Annotated in this window: 19 protein-coding genes; 8 read left to right on the forward strand and 11 right to left on the reverse strand. The window is 73.7% G+C overall.

Features of this window, described 5'->3' with window-relative positions; genetic code table 11:
* Window positions 1-19: 19 nt before the first annotated feature.
* The 5 genes from H299_RS0114970 to H299_RS0114990 form a co-directional block, all read right to left on the reverse strand.
* Entirely contained in the window at window positions 20-2,017 is a 1,998-nt protein-coding gene (locus H299_RS0114970) for a copper resistance CopC/CopD family protein (RefSeq protein ID WP_486587276.1), read from the reverse strand.
* A gap of 11 nt (window positions 2,018-2,028) precedes the next feature.
* A complete protein-coding gene (locus H299_RS0114975; RefSeq protein ID WP_027749069.1) occupies window positions 2,029-2,526 on the reverse strand; it encodes a copper chaperone PCu(A)C in 498 nt (165 codons plus the stop codon).
* Window positions 2,523-3,194: an SCO family protein gene (locus H299_RS0114980; protein ID WP_027749070.1), complete on the reverse strand. Its 672-nt coding sequence runs from the start codon at window positions 3,192-3,194 to the stop codon at window positions 2,523-2,525. The genes H299_RS0114975 and H299_RS0114980 overlap by 4 nt, the downstream gene beginning before the upstream one ends.
* Window positions 3,195-3,341: 147 nt before the next feature.
* Window positions 3,342-4,097, reverse strand: coding sequence for a YcnI family protein (locus H299_RS0114985; protein WP_027749071.1), 756 nt, complete (start codon window positions 4,095-4,097; stop codon window positions 3,342-3,344).
* A gap of 289 nt (window positions 4,098-4,386) precedes the next feature.
* On the reverse strand, window positions 4,387-5,253 hold the full coding sequence (locus tag H299_RS0114990) for a hypothetical protein (RefSeq protein WP_027749072.1): 867 nt from the start codon (window positions 5,251-5,253) through the stop codon (window positions 4,387-4,389).
* A 254-nt stretch (window positions 5,254-5,507) separates the two neighbouring features.
* On the opposite strand from H299_RS0114990, the gene H299_RS0114995 reads away from it, so the two are divergent.
* Window positions 5,508-6,011 carry an ATP-binding protein gene (locus H299_RS0114995; protein WP_027749073.1) on the forward strand — a complete coding sequence of 168 codons (504 nt, stop codon included), beginning with the start codon at window positions 5,508-5,510 and terminating at the stop codon, window positions 6,009-6,011.
* Between the two features lie 343 nt (window positions 6,012-6,354).
* Here the strand turns inward: H299_RS0114995 and H299_RS0115000 are convergent, their stop codons facing one another.
* Window positions 6,355-6,834 carry a diadenosine tetraphosphate hydrolase gene (locus tag H299_RS0115000; protein WP_027749074.1) on the reverse strand — a complete coding sequence of 160 codons (480 nt, stop codon included), beginning with the start codon at window positions 6,832-6,834 and terminating at the stop codon, window positions 6,355-6,357.
* Window positions 6,835-6,946: 112 nt separating this feature from the next.
* A complete protein-coding gene (locus H299_RS34285) occupies window positions 6,947-7,849 on the reverse strand; it encodes an MmyB family transcriptional regulator (protein ID WP_051262487.1) in 903 nt (300 codons plus the stop codon).
* Between the two features lie 161 nt (window positions 7,850-8,010).
* Here H299_RS34285 and H299_RS34290 point away from each other — a divergent pair, with 161 nt between their 5' ends.
* The 5 genes from H299_RS34290 (at window position 8,011) to H299_RS0115030 (ending at window position 15,775) form a co-directional block, all read left to right on the forward strand.
* Window positions 8,011-9,048: a hypothetical protein gene (locus tag H299_RS34290; protein WP_051262488.1), complete on the forward strand. Its 1,038-nt coding sequence runs from the start codon at window positions 8,011-8,013 to the stop codon at window positions 9,046-9,048.
* A 149-nt stretch (window positions 9,049-9,197) separates the two neighbouring features.
* Window positions 9,198-11,915, forward strand: coding sequence for a class III lanthionine synthetase LanKC (gene lanKC / locus H299_RS0115015; protein ID WP_027749075.1), 2,718 nt, complete (start codon window positions 9,198-9,200; stop codon window positions 11,913-11,915).
* Window positions 11,916-11,999: 84 nt separating this feature from the next.
* The gene (locus tag H299_RS0115020) at window positions 12,000-12,134 is read left to right on the forward strand and encodes a SapB/AmfS family lanthipeptide (RefSeq protein ID WP_027749076.1); all 135 of its coding nucleotides are present in this window, start codon (window positions 12,000-12,002) and stop codon (window positions 12,132-12,134) included.
* Window positions 12,135-12,248: 114 nt separating this feature from the next.
* The gene (locus H299_RS0115025; RefSeq protein ID WP_027749077.1) at window positions 12,249-14,048 is read left to right on the forward strand and encodes an ABC transporter ATP-binding protein; all 1,800 of its coding nucleotides are present in this window, start codon (window positions 12,249-12,251) and stop codon (window positions 14,046-14,048) included.
* Window positions 14,045-15,775, forward strand: coding sequence for an ATP-binding cassette domain-containing protein (locus H299_RS0115030; protein WP_051262498.1), 1,731 nt, complete (start codon window positions 14,045-14,047; stop codon window positions 15,773-15,775). Before H299_RS0115025 ends, H299_RS0115030 begins: the two co-directional genes overlap by 4 nt.
* A gap of 31 nt (window positions 15,776-15,806) precedes the next feature.
* On the opposite strand, the gene H299_RS0115035 is transcribed toward H299_RS0115030, so the two are convergent.
* From H299_RS0115035 to H299_RS0115045, 3 genes are all read right to left on the reverse strand, one after another.
* Window positions 15,807-16,349, reverse strand: a complete 543-nt coding sequence (locus H299_RS0115035) for a response regulator transcription factor (RefSeq protein ID WP_037759151.1) — start codon at window positions 16,347-16,349, stop codon at window positions 15,807-15,809.
* Between the two features lie 249 nt (window positions 16,350-16,598).
* Entirely contained in the window at window positions 16,599-17,087 is a 489-nt protein-coding gene (locus H299_RS0115040) for a DUF1269 domain-containing protein (RefSeq protein WP_027749080.1), read from the reverse strand.
* 97 nt (window positions 17,088-17,184) lie between these two features.
* Window positions 17,185-17,613 carry a DoxX family protein gene (locus H299_RS0115045; RefSeq protein WP_027749081.1) on the reverse strand — a complete coding sequence of 143 codons (429 nt, stop codon included), beginning with the start codon at window positions 17,611-17,613 and terminating at the stop codon, window positions 17,185-17,187.
* An 85-nt stretch (window positions 17,614-17,698) separates the two neighbouring features.
* Between H299_RS0115045 and H299_RS0115050 the strand changes: the two genes are divergently transcribed.
* Window positions 17,699-18,313 carry a TetR/AcrR family transcriptional regulator gene (locus H299_RS0115050; protein ID WP_027749082.1) on the forward strand — a complete coding sequence of 205 codons (615 nt, stop codon included), beginning with the start codon at window positions 17,699-17,701 and terminating at the stop codon, window positions 18,311-18,313.
* Between the two features lie 190 nt (window positions 18,314-18,503).
* The gene (locus H299_RS0115055) at window positions 18,504-19,211 is read left to right on the forward strand and encodes a GAP family protein (protein WP_027749083.1); all 708 of its coding nucleotides are present in this window, start codon (window positions 18,504-18,506) and stop codon (window positions 19,209-19,211) included.
* A 36-nt stretch (window positions 19,212-19,247) separates the two neighbouring features.
* Here H299_RS0115055 and H299_RS0115060 read toward each other — a convergent pair whose 3' ends face one another.
* Window positions 19,248-20,147, reverse strand: a complete 900-nt coding sequence (locus H299_RS0115060; RefSeq protein ID WP_027749084.1) for a Scr1 family TA system antitoxin-like transcriptional regulator — start codon at window positions 20,145-20,147, stop codon at window positions 19,248-19,250.
* Window positions 20,148-20,472 lie beyond the last annotated feature (325 nt).

Below are 20,472 nucleotides of genomic sequence, written 5' to 3' on the forward strand. Positions count from 1 at the left end.
GGGTGGTGCGCGGGTGCGGTCAGCCGATGCGCAGCGTCTTGGTCTCGGTCACCTGATCGATGTCCGAGGTGCGGACGGTGATCGCCACCCGCCAGCTGCCGCCCACCGGAAGCCGCAGGCCGGCATCCTTCCAGCGGCCCGCGCCCGTCCGCTCGGGGGTGCTGCGCAGCGGGCCGAGGTCCTTGGCGGGCAGGGTGAGGGCGACCCGCACCTCCGGGGCGTCGAGCGGCTCCCCGTCCGCGCCGGTGGTCCGTACGGTCAGCGTGTTCTGGCCCGTACGGCCCGGGTCGAGGGTGATCTCGGCGGTGCCCTTCCCGTCCGTACCGCCCGTGTCGAAGGGGATCTCCAGGCTGGCGGGCCCGTCCGAGGCCGCCGCGGACGACCCGCCGGAGCCCTGCTCCGCCTCCTCGGCACGGCCCGGCTCGGTGCCGCTGAGCAGCGTGGCGACGGCGAGGATCACGACGGCGACACCGGCCTCGCAGAGCACGGAGCGGCGCAGTCCGGCGCGCGGCAGGTCGGCGTCCAGCGCGCGCTTGCGGCGGACGGTCGCGGTGGCCGCGCGCTGACGGCTCAGCTGCGCGGCGCGCACCGGGTCCTCGTCCGGGTCCGGCGCGGCCGGGGAGGCGGTCCTGGCTTTGGCCTTGACGCCGGCACCGGCCCGGGCACCGGCCTTGGCCTTCGGCTTCTCCTTGGCCGCCGCCACCGGCTCCTTCCCCGCCTGAGCGGGTGCGGAGTCGACCAGCCGCCCCGTCCACCGCCGGGAGAACCAGCCCAGGCTGACCAGCGCGCTGACCAGCCCCGCCTTGAGGAGGAGCAGCAGCCCGTAGTCGGTCCCCGTCAGCGCGCTCACCGAGCCGACCTGGCGCCAGGACTGGTAGAGGCCGGTGACCGCCAGGACGACGACGCTGCTGAAGGCGAGCCGCGAGAAGCGGCGGGTCGCGGCGGCGCTCGGCGGATCGCTCCGGTAGAGCGCGGTGAGCAGGCTGGTGAGGCCGCCGAGCCAGCAGGCGACGGCGAGCAGGTGGACGACGGCGACGGGCATGGCGAGCGAGGTCTGGATGCCGGTGGACGCGTGCTCGGCCATCGCCCACGTCGCGGCGAGCCCGGCGGCGACGACACCGCCGCCGAGGGTGAGGCCGAAGAAGAGGTCACGCCGCTCGGGGGGCGTACGGGCTCCGGGCGTCTTGTCCGCGTGACCGTCCTCCTCCCTGGCGTACGTGCCGAAGAGCACCGAGAGGAAGACCGCCGCAGCCGCCAGCAGCAGCAGCCGGGAGACGAGAGCGGTGCCGATCTTCGTGTCCAGGGTCGTCTGGAGCACCGTCAGGTCGAACGCGTCCGTGAGGCCGCCCGAACCGGTGTACGGCCCGCGCAGCAGCAGCGTCGCCACGGTCGCGCCGGTCAGGACGGCCCAGCCGCCGGAGACCAGGCGCTGCAACGGCACCGACCGCGCGCCCGGCCGCCAGCAGGCCAGCATGAAGGTGGCGCCGCCGACGAGGATGACGAAGCCGCCGTAGGAGAAGTAGCGCGCGGTGTCGTAGAGGAAGCCGGTGGTGCCGCCGCCCGCCTCGGTGTCCGAGAGGCCGACGGAGGTCTTGGAGGGCGCGCCGATGGAGAAGGTGAAGGCGCCCGCGATGGGGTGGCTGTCCGCCGAGACGGCCTTCCAGGCGACGGTGTACGTGCCGTCGGAGAGGCTGGCGCCGGTCTTCATGGCGGTGCCGTACTTGACGGTGCCGCCGCCGGACATGTCCTTCAGCTCGCCCGCGTCGACCCGTTCGCCGTCGGGGGCGAGCACGCGTATGGAGTCGTCGGACATGGCGACGTTCTCGGAGAAGGTCAGCGTGACCTCGTGCGGCGCGCTGCTCACCACCGACCCCGCGGCCGGACTGCTGCCGGTGAGCGCGGCGTGTGCCGCGGCCGGGCTTGCCGTGCCCAGCAGGATCGCGGCGAGTGCCGCCAGCACTCCGAGGGTGCTGAGCAGGGCGGTGACCCGTTGCCGGGGTGAGGTGGTGGGCAGCACGCTTCAGTTCCTCACTGCTCGGGGGTGTGGTTGGTCGCCTCGACAGGAACGGACAACTTGATCGGGTCGGACTTCTCGAAGCGCAGTTCGAGGGAGACCTGGTCCCCCTCCGCGGGCTTGCGGCGGAGGTCGACCAGCATGAGGTGGTTGCCGCCCCGTGCGAAGTCCAGCTTCCCGCCCGCCGGTACGGGCATCGACTTCACCTGGTGCATCTGCTGGTCGACCGTCTTGTGCAGTTCCACCTTCTTGGCCAGGTCGCTGGTCACGGAGGTCAGCCGGTCGTCCTTGCCGCCCTCGTTCGCGATGACCACGAAGGCGCTCGCCATGTCGGTCATGAGCGGCTGCGGCACGTAGGCGCCGGAGGCCTTCAGTGCGGGCCCGCCCTTGCCGGTGCTCTTGCCGGAATCCGAGCCCGAGTCCGAGCCCGAGTCCGAGGAGCAGCCCCCCAGCGCGAGGGACCCGGCCAGCGCGAGGGCCGTCGCGGTGAGCGTCGTACGCCGCCGGGTCACGGGTTCTCCCCCTTCACGATCGCGGGGAGTTCCTTCTCCAGGATCTCGGCGGTCGAGGTCCGCTCGGTGTACAGGACGTGGCCCTTGTCGTCCTTGGGCGAGAAGGCGACGATCTGCGCACCGTGCGTGGAGACCACGTCGCCGTTCTTCTTCTTGTACGACGGCTCGATGTGGACGCCGACGCTGCGCGCCCCCGCCTGGATGGTGTCGAAGTCGCCGGTCAGCCCGATGAAGGACGGGTCCTGCATGCGCAGCCACTTGCCCAGCCGCTTCGGGGTGTCCCGCTCGGGGTCGGAGGTGACGAAGACGACCCGGAGCTTCTGCTGCTCGGCCTTGCTGAGCTTCGACTTCGCCACGGCGATGTTGCTCATCGTCAGCGGGCAGACGTCCGGGCAGTGGGTGTAGCCGAAGAAGAGGAGCGTCGGGCTGCCCTTGGTCTCCTCGATCAGGTCGTACTCCTTTCCGCTGGTGTCGGTCAGGGTGAGGTCGGGCTTGGCGAAGGGGGTGTCGAGCACGGCACCGCCCTCCTTCTGGTCGCTTTCGACGCTGGCGGCGGCGGAGTCGGTCTTGTCGCCGGAGGCGTCGTCGCCGTCACCGCCGCACGCGGTCAGGGCGAGTGCCGCCGCGCAGAACGCGGCGGCGAGGGTGAGGGTCTTGCGCTGGGGCATCGGTGGTTCCTGGTGTTCGTGTTTCTGCGGTGCTGGAGGGTACTGAGGCACTGGGCCTGGGGTGCTGGCTCCGAGGTGCTGGGCCTTTCGCGCTGGGCCTGCCGCGGTACCGCCCGGCGACGCCGCGCCGGGCGGTACCGCGCCGGCTCACGCCGAGCGGCGGCGCACGGCGAGGGCGCCGAAGGCCACCCCGGCGACGCCGACGGCGATGCCGACGCCGCCGAGGACGCGCGCGGTGGTGTCCGAACTGTCCGAGCTGTCCGCGGCGGCCTTCGCGTCGGCGCCCGCGCCGTTCTCGGCGTCGCCGCCCTTCGCGCTGTCGGCGCCGTCAGTGTTGTCGGCTGCGGCCTCCTCGGTGCCGCCCTCCGGCGCGGGGGCGGTGAGCTTGAGGACGGGCGCCGGGTACTCCGGCTCCTTCCCGCCCTCCTTCGGCTCCTCGATCCACCGCACCACCTCCTTGCTGTCGTACGTCTGGAGCGCCTTGAACACCATCTGCTCGCCTTCCCCGGGCAGCTCGCCCATGGAGAGCGGGAACTGCTGGAACTGGCCGGGCTCGATCTCCCCGCCCGTCCAGGTGACCTTGGTGACCGCCTCGTTGATCGTCTCGCCGTGCATCTCGATCGGCTTGTCCAGCTTGGACTTGGTGACCTTGACGTCCCAGCCCGGCACCGGCTGCGGCATCACGGAGGCCAGCGGCGTCTCCTTGGGCAGGTTGACCTCGAGCTTCACGGTCGAGGCGTCGTCGCGCTCGTTGGGGACCTTGAAGGTGACGGTGCCGTAGCCGCCCGCCTCCGCCTCGTCCGGGTTGACGGAGACGTGCGCGGAGGCGGCACCGGCGCCGAGCAGGAGGGCGGAGACGGCGAGGACACCGGTGGTCGCGAAGCGGCGCTGCGAGATCTTCATGTGTCGGACTTCCTCTGTCAGGTGTGTGGCTCACCGCTGCCGCAGCGCCGTGCGCAGGCACGACGCCGTGCCGGAGCACGGCGCCGCACGGAGGCCGTACGGGCGCCGGGGCGGTGGGCGCGGACTGGGGGGCGCGACGCGGCCGGGCTGCACCGGCTGCCTACGCCGGCTGCCGGGGCAGGCGGCGCGGTCCGGCGGGGTCACCCGCTGCGTCGCGAGGCGGTGGAAGCCCCCGGCCCGGCCACGTGCCGCGTACGGGCCCCGGCACAGCAGGGCACGGACGTCGGCGTCACGCCGCGAGCGCGAGGCTTCCCGCGTCCTGCGGCGGCCCACGCCTGCTCACCGCGTGGTGCAGGAGCACGGGAGGGGGCGCGGCGGTGTCCCGCGCGCGCTCCACGACGCGGGGCGCGGGAGCGTCGTCAAGCAACAGCCCGGCGCGCAGCGCGCGCAGGAGGAACAGGGCCGTGCGCAGGTCGCGGACCGTCATCAGCGCCTCGGCGGCGGAAGCCACCAGGACCGAGAGCCGGAGCAGCCGCCACAGTGCGGCCTCGCCCCGGCGCAGCAGCCAGCCCGCCGCGAGGGCGGCGAGCAGGTGGCCGAGCAGCATGACGGGGGTGAGCTGGCCGAGCGCGTCGGCGACGACGCCGCGCAGGCAGTCGACGGTGCTGTACGACGCGTCCTGCGCGCCGGGGGCCAGGTCGGACGCGTAGGCGGTGGGGGCGCCGGAGAGGCCCGCGTCGGAGACGACCTGCCGGGCCTGGGCGTCGGTCAGCGCGCCGGCCGCGTGGTCGTTGCAGAGCAGCTGCCCGGCCAGCTCCCGCAGCCCGCTGCTGCTGCCGCCGTCGGCCGCCGTGCCGCCGGCCGCTCCGGCTCCGGCCGTGCGCGACGCCGTACCGTGCGTGCCGTGCATGCCGCCGGAGAAGAGGGTGTGCAGCGCGACCTGGCCCAGCACCAGCAGCGCGGCGATGCCGTGCAGCGAGCGCTCCCGCCCGGCCAGGGGCGCGGCGAGCGCGAAGACCAGCGCGCAGGCGACCCCGACCGTCCACAGGGGGACGGCGGCCCCTGCGGCGACGGTGTGACCTGCCATGGACAGTGCGACGCAGGCCGCGGTGAACACCGCGGCCCGCGAGAGTCTGAGATCCGCACCGGCAGTCATGGCGGCGCCATCATCTCACCGCGACGCGCGCCTGTCTGCGGCAGGGGAGCCGCCGGAACCCGTCGGCGCGCGGGGCGGGGACGGCTCGGTCGCCGCAGCAAAGGCGTTACACGCAGAAGGGCGTACTCCGCTTCCGCCGAATGAGGGGAGTCACACGCCTGGCACGCTTACCGCCCGCTCCCGCAGGCAATACGTATCCCTATGGCCGGGCGGTCCTTGTGGCCCCACTCCGAGCCGCAGCCTGGAGGGTGAGCATGAGTATCTGGTGGTCTCTCCATCTGCGCCGCGAGGCGGCCAGCGTGCCGCTCGCGCGCCGGTTGCTGTTGGGCACGATGGAGACGGCCGGGGTGGACCCGGAAATCTCCTTCGAACTGGCGATCGCTCTCTCCGAGGCGTGCGCCAACGCGGTCGAGCACGGGGTGAACGAGCGGAGCGACGCGTACCGGGTGACCGCGTGCATCGACGGCGACATGTGCCACATCGAGGTCACCGACCCCGGGCCGGGCTTCCCGCAGTCCGGGCCCCGGGCCGGCCCGCCCGGGCCGGCCCGCCCCGGGGGCGACGCCCCGCCGGGGCCCTCCGCGGCCGACTCGGCCGCCGACTCGGCCGCTGTCCAGGAGGACGGCCGCGGCCTCTGCCTGATCGAGACCCTTGCCGACCACGTTCGCTTCCACAACCGCCCCAACAGCGGCGGCGCGGTGGTCAGCTTCGACAAGATCCTCAAATGGCGCGACGACGCCCTCCTGAAGGCGGGCTGAGCGGACACTCGTCCGGTCCTGCGTCGGGGGCGGCCGGTGATCCGGCGGGCGAAGGCTGTCGAGGCCGCCAGAGGGAAGGCGGGACGGCCGGTACCGGTCCGGGGGAGACCGGGCTCCGCGAAGGGGGTGTCGAGCACGGCACCGCCGGAGGTGACGCGGTCGGCGGGGCCGCGGAGGGGGTGACCCGCACCGTCGCGTTGCGCAGTCCCGACAGCTCCGCGCTCTTCCCGTACGGTCGCCGCATGGCACCGCCGTCGCCGCCGATGTTCCGCCGCGCGCCCTCGTCCAGGAGGCAGACGGCTCGGCCGCATGTGCCGCACTCCCGGCCCGGAGTCAGCCGCCGTCAGGTAGCCGGGCGCAGCCGGTCCAACTCGTCCCCGATGGCTTTGCGTAGCGGGTCGTGCTGCGGGCCGAGTGCGAACCGTTCGTCGGTCCAGTTGCCGCCTGGGTAGAGCCACACGGGCTTGCCGACCAAGTGGGCCGCTTCCCACTCGAAGCGCGGCCACACGTGCGCATGCAGGAACCCGTCAGTGTTGCCCAGGATCTCCAGGTTGATCCTCCGGAAGGCTGTGTCCAAGCGCCGGGACGCGCGCTCGACCGCCTCGCCGAGTCTGTCCATGTCGGACAGGAACGACAGCCGCCTGGCCTTGTGGAGATCCGAGAGTCTCTGCACCTTCGGATCGTCCACCAGGAGCACCGAGTAGCCAGGCAGGAACTGGACATCGCCGATGACCGCGAAGCCTGTGTCCAGGCGCCGCAGCACGCCCGGGTTCTCGCCCCGCAGCGCACTCCCGATCCGGTCCGATCGCCAGTCGTCAACCATGGCCAAAACCCTATGCGCTCGCGCTCGCCGGAACCTCGGTCGGTGCGTCGGTGCGTCGGTGCGTCGGTGCGGCGCGTCGTCCGGGCTGCGGGTCGAACGCGGCGCCGGCGCGTCAGGGCTCCGCCCCCTCCGCTGCCGTGCGGGTGCCCGGAGGCTTCGCCGGGGTGCCGCGCGCCTGCCAGCTGGTCAGGATGCGCAGGCTCTGCTCGTCCGCCGACCCGGGTGTGGCCGTGTAGACGGTCAGGAACTGGTCGGATTCGTCCGGCAGCCGCAGCGTCTCGTACTGGAGCGTCATGGCGCCGACCACCGGATGCGCGAAGCGCTTGCAGCCGTGCGACTTGCGCCGGACGGTGTGGATCGACCAGTGCCTGCGGAACTCCTCGCTCTTCAGGGACAGTTCGCCGACCAGCGCGGCCAGCTCCGGATCGTCCGGGTTGCGTCCGGCGTCGAGGCGCAGGTGCCCCACGGTGTCCCGGGCCACGAACTCACGGTCCGGATAGAGCCGGACGACCCGTTCGTCCAGCAACACGAGCCGCGCGAGGTTGCGTTGGTGCGGTGCCAGTGCGTCGAAGTCGGTGATCAGGGCGCCGGCGAGCGGGTTCCAAGCGAGGATGTCCATCCGCCGTCCGAAGACGAACGCCGGGGTGTCGCCGATGGCCAGGAGCAGTTGCCGCAGGCCCGGTCTGGCCTGCTGGGGCCGTTCGCGGCGCGGTCGTGCGGCCGGCCGGTGCGCGGCGGCGGTCCGGGCGATGCGGTGCAGGTGGCTGCGCTCGTCCGCGTCCAGGCGCAGCACGCGGGCGACCGAGTCCAGTACGGCGTCCGAGACACCCGGGTTGCGCCCCTGCTCCAGCCGTACGTAGTACTCGACGCTGATCCCCGCCAGGTACGCCAGCTCCTCGCGGCGCAGGCCGGGCACCCGCCGGGGGCCGCCGCCGGGGGCGAGGCCGACGTCCCCGGGGGTGAGCAGGGCGCGGCGGGAGCGCAGGAAGTCCCCGATGTCGGTACGCCGGTTCATAGGGCCATCCTGCTCCCTCGCGCGCCTGCCAGGGTGGTCCTGCCGGTACCAGGGAACGCCCGTACCCCGGCACGGCGGAGCGATCGCAGGGCGGGTCCTGCCGGTTGAGCATGGTGCCCGAAGCAACCGCCCGGACCCGCACCACTGGCGAGGAGCCCACGATGACGCAACGACCCCTGTCCCGGCGCGCGGTGCTGGCCGCCACGGCCGCCACGGCCGTCACCGCTGCCGCCGCCGTCACGGCCGCCCCCGCCGCGGCCCGGTCCGCCTCGGCCGCGGCGCGCGGGGGCACCGCGCCGGGACCGCTGGACCACTACGTCGTCCCCGGCGACCGCGCGTTCCCCACCGGCAGCGTCCACGACCCGCGCACCGGCCACCTCTACGTCGGCAGCGCCGACGACGGCACCCTCTTCCGCGGCCACCTCACCGAGCCCGAACTGCGCCCCTGGTCACCGGACGGCACCGACGGCCGCAGCGTCACCTCCGGCCTGGCCGTCGACCGCATGGGCCGCCTGTACGTGGGCGGCGCGAGCACCGGCACCTTGCGCGTGTACGACACCGCCACCGGCGCCCGGATCGCCCAACTGAAAGGTGTGGAGGGCGGGTTCATCAACGAGATCAGCGTCGCCCCGGAGGGCACCGCCTACGCCACCGACTCCTTCCGGCCCGTCATCTACCGGCTCTCCCGCCCCGGCCCGCACGCGACGCTGGAGCGCTGGCTCGATCTGACGACCACGCCAGTCGACTGGGTGGAGGGCCAGCACAACCTCAACGGCATTCTGTGCGTGGGGCGTTACCTGCTGACCGTCAACAGCAACACCGGTCAGCTGTGGCGCATCAACCGCTTCAACGGCACGGTGCGCGAGGTCGACCTGGGCGGGCACCTGCTGCACAACGGAGACGGGCTCGTCTGGTACCAGGACCGGCTGCACGTGGTGCAGGGCAACATCAACGAGACGCCGGGCCTCACGCCGCAGGTCGCGGTGCTCAGCATGTCCGCCGACCTGTCCCGGGGCCGCTACACCGCCCGGATCATCCCGCCCGGCGGCTTCCGCCATCCCAGCTCGGCGTCGGTCGCGGGCGACCGCATCGTCGTCGTCAACAGCCAGTACAACCGCTGGGTGGCGGGTCTGCCGCCGGAGGCGCTCCCCTTCACGCTCTCCAGCATCCCCTTCCGGGACGCCGTCCCGGTCGGCTGACCGCCGGGCGGCCCTCCGTACGCCGGACGGGGGGCCGCCCAGGCGAAGGCGTGCATTCCGCATGCCCCTTTCATGACAAGCACGACTGTTTCCCCCTCCCTCCGCGTGACAGCGTCATGGCGTCACACGTCCGAGGGAGTGGAGTGGGAGTGGACAAGGGATACGCCGTCTTCTGCGACGCCGACCGGCAGTTCTACGACGCGCCCCACCGGCGCTCCCCGAACGGCGACGGCGCGAACGGCGACGGCCCGGGCAGCAGCGACGGCACCGCTCACTGGCCCACGCTCTCCCGCGAGTTGCCGCAGGGATGGCAGCGCCACACCTCTGGCGACTGGCTGGCCTTCCGCCCCCTCGACCGCGAACTCCCCAGTCAGGGCTGGAAGATCCACGTCTCCGCCTGCCTGGACAACGCGGAGAAGATCCTCGCCCGCGTCTGGGACCACTGCGTGCCGCGCGGCGTCGCCTTCAAGTGCATGCCGAGCCGCTACCTGCTGCACACCCGCAACGCCAAGTACGCGGACCGCGCCGCCAGCGGGAAGTTCCTCACCGTCTACCCGGAGAACGAGGAGCAGTGCGGCGTCCTCGCCCGGGAGCTGGACGAACTGCTGCGCGGCGAGCCCGGCCCGTACATCCTGAGCGACCTGCGCTGGGGCGAGGGCCCGGTCTACCTGCGGTACGGCAGCTTCACCGAACGCCACTGCCACGACGAGCGCGGCGAGCTGTGCCCCGCCGTCGAGGACGCGGCCGGAAAGCTGGTCCCCGACCGGCGGGAGCCCGCCTTCCACCTGCCCGAGTGGGTCACCCTCCCCGACTTCCTCGCACCCCACCTGGCCGCGCGCGCCGCCACCACCGTCGCCGACCTCCCGTACCGGATCGAACAGGCGCTGCACTTCTCCAACGGCGGCGGCGTCTACACCGGCCGGGATCTGCGTACGGACACCCGCGTGGTGCTGAAGGAGGCCCGGCCGCACGCCGGGCTCGGGGCGGACGGGGCCGACGCCGTGACCCGGCTGACCCGCGAACGGGACGCGCTGCGGCGGCTGTCGGGGCTGGGATGCACGCCCGAGGTGCACGACTGGTTCACCGTCGGCGAGCACAGCTTCCTGGCCCTGGAGTTCATCGAGGGCCGCCCGCTGAACAGCTTCTTCGCGCACCGCCACCCGCTGATCGAGGCCGATCCCACCCCGGAGCAGCTGGCCGACTACACGGCCTGGGCGCTCCGCGTGCACGGGCTGGTCGAGGAGGCCGTCGCGGCGGTTCACGCGCGGGGGGTGGTCTTCCACGACCTGCACCTGTTCAACATCATGATGACCGAGGACGAGTCCGCGGTGGTGCTGCTCGACTTCGAGGCCGCCTCGGTGGACGAGCCCGGCAGCCGCCAGGTGATCGCCAATCCGGGGTTTGTCGCCCCGGCCGACCGCCGTGGCGCCGACGTCGACCGGTACGCGCTCGCCTGCCTGCGGCTGGCCCTCTTCCTGCCGCTGACCAGCCTGTTCGCGGTGGACCGTGCGAAGGCCGTGCATCTGGCCGCGCTCGCCGCCGAGCAGTTCCCCGTACCGCCCGCGTTCCTCGCGGAGGCCGTCGACGAGATCCTCCGGGCGGGTGCTGGTGCTGGTGCCGGTGCCGGTGCCGGTTCGGGTGACAGCGCCGGCGCCGGTGCGGCGCCGGGTGCCGAGGCCCGCTCCGTGCCGGGACGCCCGGTGGACGGCTACCTCCCCGTGCGGCTGGCCGACTGGCCCGCGAGCCGCGACTCGATGGCCCGCGCCCTGCTGGCCTCCGCGACACCGCAGCGCGAGGACCGGTTCTTCCCCGGCGACATCGCCGCCTTCGGCGTCGTCGGCGGCGGCACCAGCCTCGCGTACGGCGCGGCCGGGGTGCTGTACGCGCTGGAGGAGACCGGTGCACCGCGCTGCTACGCGGCCGAGGAGTGGCTGCTGTTGCGCACCAAGTCCCCCGGCTCCGGCAGCCCTTCGGGTCTGTACGACGGCCTCTCCGGCGTCGCCTGGGTGCTGGAGCGTCTCGGCCACCGTGAACGGGCCCTCGAACTAGCCGAGTTGGTCGTCTCGCAGAGCTGGCACGAGATCTCCTCCGAGCTGCACGCAGGACTCGCCGGGATCGGCCTGGCTCTCGATTCGCTGGCCGCCACCACCGGTGAACGGGCCCTGCACGACGCTGCGCTGCGCTGCGCCCGGATCGTGGCGGACCGGGCGCACGCGGCAGGCGAGGACGCCGGAACCCCGGCGGTCGGACACCGCACCCGCCGGACCGGACTGCTCCACGGCGCCACCGGTACGGCACTGCTCTTCCTGCGCCTGTACGAGCGCACGGGCGACGCGGCCCTGCTGGACCTCGCCGCCGACGCCCTCCGCCGTGACCTGGCCCGCTGCGTGCGCGGAGTCGGCGGCGCCCTTCAGGTGGACGAGGGGTGGCGGACGATGCCCTACCTCGGCGCGGGCAGCGTCGGCATCGGCATGCTGCTCGACGACTACCTCGCACACCGCCCGGACGAGGAGTTCGAACGGGCGCGGGGCGAGATCGTACGGGCCGCGCAGGCGCGGTTCTACGCGCAGCCCGGACTCTTCCGGGGCGCGGCGGGCATGGTGCTGCACCTGAGCCGCACCACGGCCGGCGGCCCCGGCACGTACGCGGCCGACGTCCGCCGCCAGATCGACTCGCTCTCCTGGGGGGCCGTGCCCTACCGGGGCGAACTGGCCTTCGCGGGCGAGCAGATGATGCGTCTCTCCATGGACCTGAGCACCGGTACCGCCGGGTGCCTGCTCGCACTGGGCAGCGCGCTGCACACCAGCCCCGAGGGGCGGCCCGCGCAGCTGCCCTTCCTCCCGCCGCCGCCACGGCGGCGGCCCTGAAGCCGGTCCCCTCGCGGGGGCCGAACGAGAAACACCGAAGAAGAACAGCACGAAACAGTCCCCATCAGATGGAAGGAAACCACCATGACTCTTCTCGACCTGCAGACGATGGAAACCCCGAAGACCGAGGTCTCTGGCGAGCTGACCGGCGGCGGCGGTAGCCGCGCGAGCCTGCTGCTCTGCGGTGACAGCAGCCTGAGCATCACCACCTGTAACTGATTGTGCGGTAGCGGCGGCCCCGGGCAGACGACTCGGTCCGGGGCCGCCGCACCGGCGCACCGCACCGCACCGCCGCACCGCACCGCACCGCCGAGGGAGGGGGACCACGACCGCATGGCCGAGGAGTCCGCCCCCGGCCCCGACTCCGCCCCCGACGCCCGCCGGGTGCTGACCGGGGCCCTCCGCCACAGCCGCGCCCGCACCGCGGCCCTCTGCCTGCTGAACACCGCCTCCGCCGTGGCCGCCGTGCTGCTGCCCGCCGCGCTCGGCCACGCCCTCGACCTGGTCCTCGCCGACGCCGGAGGCACCGGAGGCACCGGAGGCACCGGAGGCGCCGGGCACACCGGCCCCGCCACCGGCCTGGCCGCCGCCGTCACCCTGTGCGCCGTCCTGCTCTGCGCCGAAGTCGCCCTCGACGCCCTGGTCGCGCTGACCGGCGGCACCACCACCGCCCGTACCACCGCCTGGCTGCGCCGTCGCGGCATCGAACACCTGCTGGCCACCGCGCCGCACCGCGCCGCCGACCGCTTCACCCCGGGCGACCTGGTGACCCGGCTGACCGGCAACGCCGCCGAGACCGGCACCGCCCCGACCACCGCCGCCACCGGCCTCGCCGCGCTGCTGACCCCGCTCGGCGGACTGGTCGCCCTCGCGCTGACCGACCTGTGGCTGGCCCTGGTCTTCGTCACCGGACTCCCCCTGCTGGCACTCCTGTTGCGCGCCTTCGCACGCGGCTCCGCGGACAGCGTCTCCCGCTACCAGCAGGTCCAGGCGGAGATCGCGACCCGGCTCGTCGAGGCCCTGGGCGGCGCCCGCACCATCGCCGCCGCCGGCAGCGCGGCCCGCGAACGCCGCCGCGTGCTGGAGCCGCTCCCCGAACTCGACGCCCAGGGACGGCGGATGTGGCACGTCTACGGCCGCGCCGTCGTCGGCAGCACCATCCTGGTGCCGCTGCTGACCACCGCCGTGCTCGCCGTGGGCGGCGTACGGCTGGCGAGCGGCGGCCTGTCCGTCGGCGAACTGCTCGCCGCCTCCCGCTACGCGGCGCTCGCGGCCGGTCTCGGCGGCGTGCTCGGCGTCCTCAACTCCCTGGTACGCAGCCGCTCCGCCGCCCGCCGCGGTGCCGAACTCCTCGCCCTGCCGAGGGTCGGGCACGGCGCCCGCACCCTCCCCGCCGACGGCCCCGGACGGCTGGAGCTGCGCGCGGTGACGGTGCGCAGAGGCGGCGAGACCGCGCTGCACGGCATCGACCTGGTGGTCCCCGGCGGTACGACGATGGCGGTGGTGGGGCGCTCCGGCGCGGGCAAGTCGCTGCTCGCCGCCGTCGCCGGACGCCTGACCGACCCCGACGAGGGCTGCGTCCTGCTGGACGGCGTGCCGCTGCCGGACCTGGACGCGGCCGAACTGCGCCGCGAGGTCGGCTACGCCTTCGAACGCCCGGCCCTCTTCGGGGACACCGTCGGCGCGGCCATGGCCTTCGGACCGTACGCGCCCACCGGCCGGGAGGTGGGCGCCGCCGCACACGCGGCCGGGGCGGACACCTTCGTCGCGCTGCTGCCCCAGGGTCCGCGGACCCCGCTCGCCGACGCGCCGCTCTCCGGCGGCGAGTTGCAACGCCTCGGCCTGGCACGGGCGTTCGCGCACGCGGGCCGGCTGCTCGTACTCGACGACGCCACCTCCAGCCTGGACAGCGTCACCGAACTGCACGTCGGCCGCGCGCTGGCGCACGACGTACGCCCCGGCACCCGGCTGCTGATCGCCCACCGCGTCTCCGCCGCCGCCCGCGCCGACCTCGTCGCGTGGCTGGACGGCGGACGGGTGCGCGCGGTCGGGCCGCACGCGCTGCTGTGGGAGGACCCGGCGTACCGGGCGGTGTTCGACCACGAGGGGACGGCGGGCGCCCCGTGGCGATGACCGGCGACCGTCTGCTGCCCTCGGCGCTGCGCTTCCTGGGCCGCCGCCGACGGGTGCTGCTCGCGCTCGGCGGCTGGTCGCTGCTGGAGTCCGCGCACACCTTCCTGGGCGGCTACGGCGTCGCGATGGCCCTGGACCGCGGCTTCCTGGCGGGTCGTACGGGCACCGGGCTGGCGTGGCTGGGCGTGGCCGCGCTGGCGGTCGTGGTCGGCGGGTTCGCGGGGGGCGGCGTCTTCCGGGGGCTGGCCGGGCTGGTCGAACCGCTGCGGGACGGCCTGGTGCGCAGGGTCGTCTCGCGCGCGCTGGCCGACGCGGTGGCCGACCCGGCGCGGGCGGCGGACAGTGCCGTCGTCTCCCGGCTGACCCACCAGACCGAGATCGCCAGGGACAGCTTCGCCGGACTCGTCCTGGTCGCCCGTTCGTTCGTCTTCACCTCCGCCGGTGCGCTGCTGGGACTCACCGCGCTGGCGCCGCAGTTGCTGCTGATCGTGGTGCCGCCGCTGGTGCTCGGACTGCTGCTCTTCCTGGCCACGCTGGTGCCGATGGCGGCCCGCCAGCGCGAGTTCCTGGCCGCCGACGAGGCGTTGGCGGCGCACTTCGGCGCGGTGGCCGAGGGCCTGCGGGACGTGGTCGCCTGCGGCGCGCAGCAGCGTACGGCGGCGCAGGCGCACGCCCTGATCGAGGAGGAGACGCGGGCGGCCCGCGCGCTGGCCCGGTGGGCGGCGGCCCGTACCGTGGCGCTCGGTGTCGCGGGCCAACTGCCGGTGCTTCTGCTGCTGTTGCTGGCACCCTGGCTGCTGCGCCAGGGCGTCACGGCCGGGGTGCTGCTGGGCGCGCTGACCTATCTGACGCAGTCGCTGCTGCCCGCGCTGCACGCGCTGATGAATGCGCTGGGGGCGGCGGGCACGCGGCTGCTCGTGGTGCTCGACCGGCTGCTGGCGGGACCGGACCCGGCGCCGGCGTTCGCGGCAGAGCCCGCCCCTGCGGCCGTCGCACGGCGGGAACCCGCAGGCGCGCGGGTCGAGTTGCGTGCGGTGACCTTCGCCTACGGGCCGGCCGCCCGTCCGGTGCTGGACGGTCTCGACCTCGTCGTCGAGCCCGGTGAGCACCTCGTCGTGGCGGGCCCGAGCGGCATCGGCAAGTCCACCCTGACAAGCCTGGTCGCGGGCCTCCTCGAACCCGTACGCGGCGAGGTGCGGGTGGACGGTGCACGGGTGCGGGTGTCTCCGGAGGCATCCCGGCAGCGGGTGCTCATCCCGCAGCAGGCGTACGTCTTCTCCGGCACGCTGCGCGAGAACCTGCTCTACCTGTGCCCGGACGGGGCGGCGACGGCTGCCGTGGAGGCGTCGGCGGAGGCGGTGGGCCTGTCCCGGCTGGCGTACGCGCTGGGCGGCCTCGACATGCCGGTGGACCCCGCGTCCCTGTCGCACGGCGAACGCCAACTCGTCGCGCTCTGCCGGGCGCACCTCTCGCCCGCGCGGCTGGTGCTGCTGGATGAGGCGACCTGCCATCTCGACCCGGCGGCCGAGGCCCGTGCGGAGCGGGCCTTCGCCGAACGGCCGGGGACGCTGGTCGTGGTGGCACACCGGATCAGTTCGGCACGCCGTGCGGACCGGATTCTCGTACTGGACGGCGCGCGTGCCGCCTGCGGCACCCATGAGGAACTGCTCGAGTCCTCCGCGCTCTACCGCGATCTGGTCGGCCGCTGGCACGCCGAGCGCCTGTGACCGGAGCCGCCCGCCATCCACCGGGCAGTCCTCAGACCCAGCCCGCGCCCTGCGAGATGCGGATGGCGTCGACGCGGTTGCGCGCGCCGGTCTTGCGGTTGATCGCCGCCATGTAGTTGCGCACCGTCCCCCTGCTCAGGTGCAGTGCGCCCGCTATCTCCGGGACGGACGCGCCCTCGGCGGCGAGGGTCAGGACGCTCAGCTCACGGGCCGTCAGCGGCATGTCGGCGGCCTGGAGGAAGTCGAAGGCGAGCGAGGTGTCGATGTAGCGCTCGCCCGCCGCCACCAGCTTTATGGCCTGGAGGAGTTGGGCGGGAGGTGCGTCCTTGTTCACGAAGCCCAGTGCGCGGGCCTCGGCGGCGCGGCGCAGCACGCCGGGCCGGTTGGCGGTGGCCAGCACGAGCAGGGCGCAGCCCTGCCGGACCGGTAACTCCGCCGCCCCCTGCGTGTCGCCGTCCACGACGCAGACGTGCGGCCGAAACGATTGTGCGCGCCCGGACGCCTTGCCCCAGCAGGATGCGGCGACCTCGATGCCGCTCTCGTCTCTCAGCAGTGCGGTCAGCGCGGACCGCATCAGCCACGTGTCGTGCACCAATAAAACCCGGATCAATGTGGCCCCTGTTCGCGCTCGGTGTCCACCCCCGTGCCGACTTCATCCATTAGTACCTGGTCCGGACGTGCCAACGCGTACGAATTCGGCCGTTCGGGGCGTACGCCGGGAGCGCACGGAAGCCCGTGCGCGATCCGTGCACGACCCAGCCGTGTGACCTGGCCGTACGACCGGACCGGGCCACTGACCATGCGCCGGTCCCGGGCGAAAGGGTCAGCCGGCGAACACCTTGCGCAGGTTCGCCTCGCTGTCGTCGTCGAGGTTGCTGTGCACCAGCTCGAAGTTCCCGGTCTCGGGGAAGGCCGCGCGGACCCGGTCGGTGACGGCGTCGCGGGAGAGCAGGAAGAGGGCCGACGTACCCGGGGTGACCTCCCGCTTCACCTGGTCGATGAAGTCGTCGTCGATGCCGATGTCGGTGAGCCTGCCGCCCAGCGCCCCGGCGGCGGCCCCGACCGCGGCGCCGAGCAGGGGCACCAGGAAGAGCAGGCCGAAGAGCATGCCCCAGAAGGTGCCGGAAAGCGCGCCCGCCCCGACCAGGTTGCGAAGCTGCTTGGTCTTGGGCTTGTGATGCCCCTCCGGCCAGCTGACGACCGCCGCGTCGTCCACCTTGATCAGTTCCTGCTTCTGGAGCGACAGCAGGGTGGACTCCACCTGCTCGGCGGCTTCGGGGGTGTCGAACTTCCAGACCGTGAGGGTCGTCATCGGTGCCTCCGGGTGCGCGAGCGGGTCCATGGGTCCATGGGTCAAATGTGGCGCATGGTGTGTACCGCCGCATTCCGTGCGGCCCGTTCGGGGCCGGTCAGACCAGGACGAGTGCCGTGGCGCCGATGAACAGGAGTTGGAGCGCCGTACGCATCACGATCGGGTCGCCCTGGGCCACCTGTCGCTTGGCCGCGGAGTAGTTCGCCGGGTACATGGCGATCATGAGCAGTCCGAGGCAGGCCGCCGCCCACCGGCTCGTGGCCGGGATCAGCAGCCCGGCCGCACCGGCGAGCTCCAGTACGCCGGTGGCCGTGACCAGCAGGTCCGGGCGGGGCAGGGCCGGCGGGACCATCCCGATCATGTCCGCGCGCATCTTCGGGGCGAAGTGCGCGCCGCCGGTGACCAGGAACATCAGCGCCAGCCCGGCGCACAGCGACGGCTGCCAGCCGTCGAGCGCGCCCACGCCCGCCAGCCCGGAGAGCCGGGCGGCCACGAAGCCGACGACGAGTGCGATGAGAGGTTCCACGGGGAGCACCTCCAGAGAGTGAACTTGTCACTGACAAGTTCACCATCCGAGGTACATCTTGTCAATGACAAGATAGAGTGGCGCCATGACCACCCGCCCTTACCACCACGGAAACCTGCGGACCGCCGTCCTGGGCGCGGCCGTCGAGGCGATCGAGCAGCACGGACCCGCCGCGCTGAGTCTGCGCGACCTGGCCCGCCGCGCGGGCGTCTCGCACGCCGCACCCGCCCACCACTTCGGAGACAAGACGGGCCTGCTCACCGCGCTCGCCGCGCAGGGCTACGAGCTGCTCGCGGACGCCCTCACCGAGGCGATCGCGCGCGCGGAGGCGGACCCGGGGGCCGGTGCGGGGATGACCGAGGCGGGGGTGGCCTACGTGCGCTTCGCCGTCGGCCACCGCGCCCACTTCGAGGTGATGTTCCAGCCCGGGCTCTACCACCCCGGGGACGAGCGGGTCGTCGCCGCGCGCGGACGGGCGGACCGGGCGCTGGCCGCCGGCCTCTCGACCCTGCCCTCGCCCCCGGTCGCCGGTGAGCGGGAGCAGGCCGAGCTGGCCGCCTGGTCGATGGTCCACGGGTTCGCCGCCCTGTGGATCAGCGGCGCGCTGCCCGCCGCACCGGGCGGCGAGGCCGGGGCCCTGGCCCGTACGGTCATCCGCCACCTCTTCGCTGACGGCGGACGGCGGACGGCTGACGGCTGACGGCTGACGGCTGACGGCGCCGGGCACCGCCAGGGCCGCACCGGCGGTACGCGCCCCGCGCGAGGCCCGGCAGCCGCGCGTGCGACGTGCGGGCCGGCCCACCGCGCGCGGGCGGTCCGGTTGCGGCGCCGCCGGGGGCGTGGCCAGGATCGGAGGGGTCCTGCCGGAGGGACCGCCCGAAGGAGGCCTCGTGGGTGACGCCGTCGGTCAGATGCTCGCCTCGGCTGTCGGGGTCGCCTTGAGCCCGCTGCCCGTGATCGCCGTGGTCCTGATGCTGTCCACCCCCAGGGGGCGGGCGAACGGCACCGCCTTCACCCTCGCCTGGCTCTTGTCCGTCGGGCTCCTGAGCACCGCCGTGGTCCTGCTGGGCGCGGGCGCCGACGCGCGCGGTGAGGACGCGCCGGCGGACTGGGTGTCCTGGGTCAAGTTCGGCGCGGGCGTGCTGTTCGTGCTGCTCGGGCTGCGCCAGTGGCGCGGACGCCCGCGCACCGGCGGGGACGCGACGGACGGGGACGCGGGAGCCGGGGAGGCGCCGCTGCCCGGCTGGATGGCGGCGATCGACACGTTCACGCCCGGACGGTCCGCCGCGCTGGCCGTCGCCCTCTCGGTGCTGAACCCGAAGAACCTCGTGCTGGTCGTCGGCGGCGCGCTCTCCATCGCGGGCAGCTCCGGCTCGGCCGCGGGCCGCACGCTCGCCGTCGCGCTGTTCGTGCTGATCGCCTCGGTGTGCACCCTCCTGCCGCTGGGCGTCTACCTGCTCGGCGGCGCCCGCGCGGCGGGTGTGCTGGAGTCATGGCGGGCGTGGATGGCCGCGCACAACAGCGCGATCATGACGGTGGTGCTGGTCCTGCTCGGCGCGAAGTTCCTCGGCGACGCCCTCAGTGCCCTGACGGCCTGATCCCGCTGCCGCGCCCGAACCGAGCCCGCTGCCGCGCTACTTCAGCAGACCCTGGATGAACTCCCGGGTCTGCTCCGGCGTGTACGCCTCCGCGCCGAGCCGCGTCATGATCAGCGAGTACTGGTCGATCTCGCTCTCCTTGTCCAGGTACACCGCGCTGGTGAGCTGTTCGAGGTAGACCTTGTCGGGCAGCGTCGGCTCGCTGAACCGCAGGATGGTGATCGGCGTGCCCGCCGCCGCCGCGCTGGCGCTGAACGGGGCTACCTGAAGCGTCACGTTCTGCTTCTCCGAGACCTGGAGCAGGTGTTCGAGTTGGGCCCGCATGGCGGCGGCGCCGCCGAAGGACCGGCGCAGCACGGCCTCGTCCAGTACGGCCCACAAGGTGGGCGGCTCGTCCCGGTCCAGCAGCAGCTGGCGGCGCATGCGCACCTCGACCAGGCGGTCGAGCTGGTGGGGGCGGGCGTTGGGGTAGCCGAGGCGGGTGACGGCGTACGCGTACCGCTCGGTCTGCAACAGGCCCGGCAGGAACTGCACTTCGTAGGTCCGGATGAGCGAGGCCGCCTCTTCCAGGCCGATGTGCAGCTCGAAGAACTCCTCGATGACGTCGTTGTACTGGTGCCACCAGCCCGGCTCGTTGGCCCGCCGGGCGAGGGCGAAGAAGTCGGCCCGCTCGGTGGGGTCCAGGACCTGGTAGAGCGTGAGCAGGTCGGCCAGGTCGCGCTCCTTGGAGCCCACCTGGCCCAGCTCCAGACGGCTTATCTTCGCGTGTGAGCCCCGGATGGCCGCACCCGCGTCGTGGCGGGTGATGCCGTGCTGCTGGCGCAGCCGCCGGAGCCGGGCGCCGAGCACGATGCGCAGCGCGGTCGGCCCGTTCTGCGGCTGGTCGAGATAGCTCCGCAGCGGGGGCTCGCCGCTGGGCCGCATCATGGCGCACATACCGGCTCCAAGGGGTGATGGGGCGGACACCATCAGTCTCGCACCCCGGGCAGCCGCAGGTACAGATTCGGTCCAACAGGCAACAAGCCTGTCGCACTCCCGCCACCTGGCACGCACCCGCCGGACGCCCGACCGCCCGACCGCCCGGTCTGCGGCGGGCGGGCGGGCGGTCGGCGTGCGGGGACGGGGGTGCGGCGGGTGCGGGGGTGCGGGAGGCGGTGCCTAGTGCCGCGTCAGGCAAGGTTCACCCCGCTCGCCGCCCTGGCACGCCCATCCGCTGCGTTGCCCGATCGACCGAGTAGCCCACTACGAGGCCGATCAGGCG

Source organism: Streptomyces sp. CNH287 (assembly GCF_000424825.1).

What these genes read in the sequence shown, in the direction of transcription:
- H299_RS0115060 (WP_027749084.1), bottom strand. Translation starts at nt 20,147, where the DNA reads ATGTGCGCCATGATGCGGCCCAGCGGCGAGCCCCCGCTGCGGAGCTAT.
- H299_RS0115040 (WP_027749080.1), bottom strand. Translation starts at nt 17,087, where the DNA reads ATGACGACCCTCACGGTCTGGAAGTTCGACACCCCCGAAGCCGCCGAG.
- H299_RS0114990 (WP_027749072.1), bottom strand. Translation starts at nt 5,253, where the DNA reads ATGACTGCCGGTGCGGATCTCAGACTCTCGCGGGCCGCGGTGTTCACC.
- H299_RS34285 (WP_051262487.1), bottom strand. Translation starts at nt 7,849, where the DNA reads ATGAACCGGCGTACCGACATCGGGGACTTCCTGCGCTCCCGCCGCGCC.
- H299_RS0114995 (WP_027749073.1), top strand. Translation starts at nt 5,508, where the DNA reads ATGAGTATCTGGTGGTCTCTCCATCTGCGCCGCGAGGCGGCCAGCGTG.
- H299_RS0115050 (WP_027749082.1), top strand. Translation starts at nt 17,699, where the DNA reads ATGACCACCCGCCCTTACCACCACGGAAACCTGCGGACCGCCGTCCTG.
- H299_RS0115000 (WP_027749074.1), bottom strand. Translation starts at nt 6,834, where the DNA reads ATGGTTGACGACTGGCGATCGGACCGGATCGGGAGTGCGCTGCGGGGC.
- H299_RS0115035 (WP_037759151.1), bottom strand. Translation starts at nt 16,349, where the DNA reads ATGCGGTCCGCGCTGACCGCACTGCTGAGAGACGAGAGCGGCATCGAG.
- H299_RS34290 (WP_051262488.1), top strand. Translation starts at nt 8,011, where the DNA reads ATGACGCAACGACCCCTGTCCCGGCGCGCGGTGCTGGCCGCCACGGCC.
- H299_RS0115030 (WP_051262498.1), top strand. Translation starts at nt 14,045, where the DNA reads ATGACCGGCGACCGTCTGCTGCCCTCGGCGCTGCGCTTCCTGGGCCGC.
- H299_RS0114985 (WP_027749071.1), bottom strand. Translation starts at nt 4,097, where the DNA reads ATGAAGATCTCGCAGCGCCGCTTCGCGACCACCGGTGTCCTCGCCGTC.
- H299_RS0114980 (WP_027749070.1), bottom strand. Translation starts at nt 3,194, where the DNA reads ATGCCCCAGCGCAAGACCCTCACCCTCGCCGCCGCGTTCTGCGCGGCG.
- H299_RS0115020 (WP_027749076.1), top strand. Translation starts at nt 12,000, where the DNA reads ATGACTCTTCTCGACCTGCAGACGATGGAAACCCCGAAGACCGAGGTC.
- H299_RS0115025 (WP_027749077.1), top strand. Translation starts at nt 12,249, where the DNA reads ATGGCCGAGGAGTCCGCCCCCGGCCCCGACTCCGCCCCCGACGCCCGC.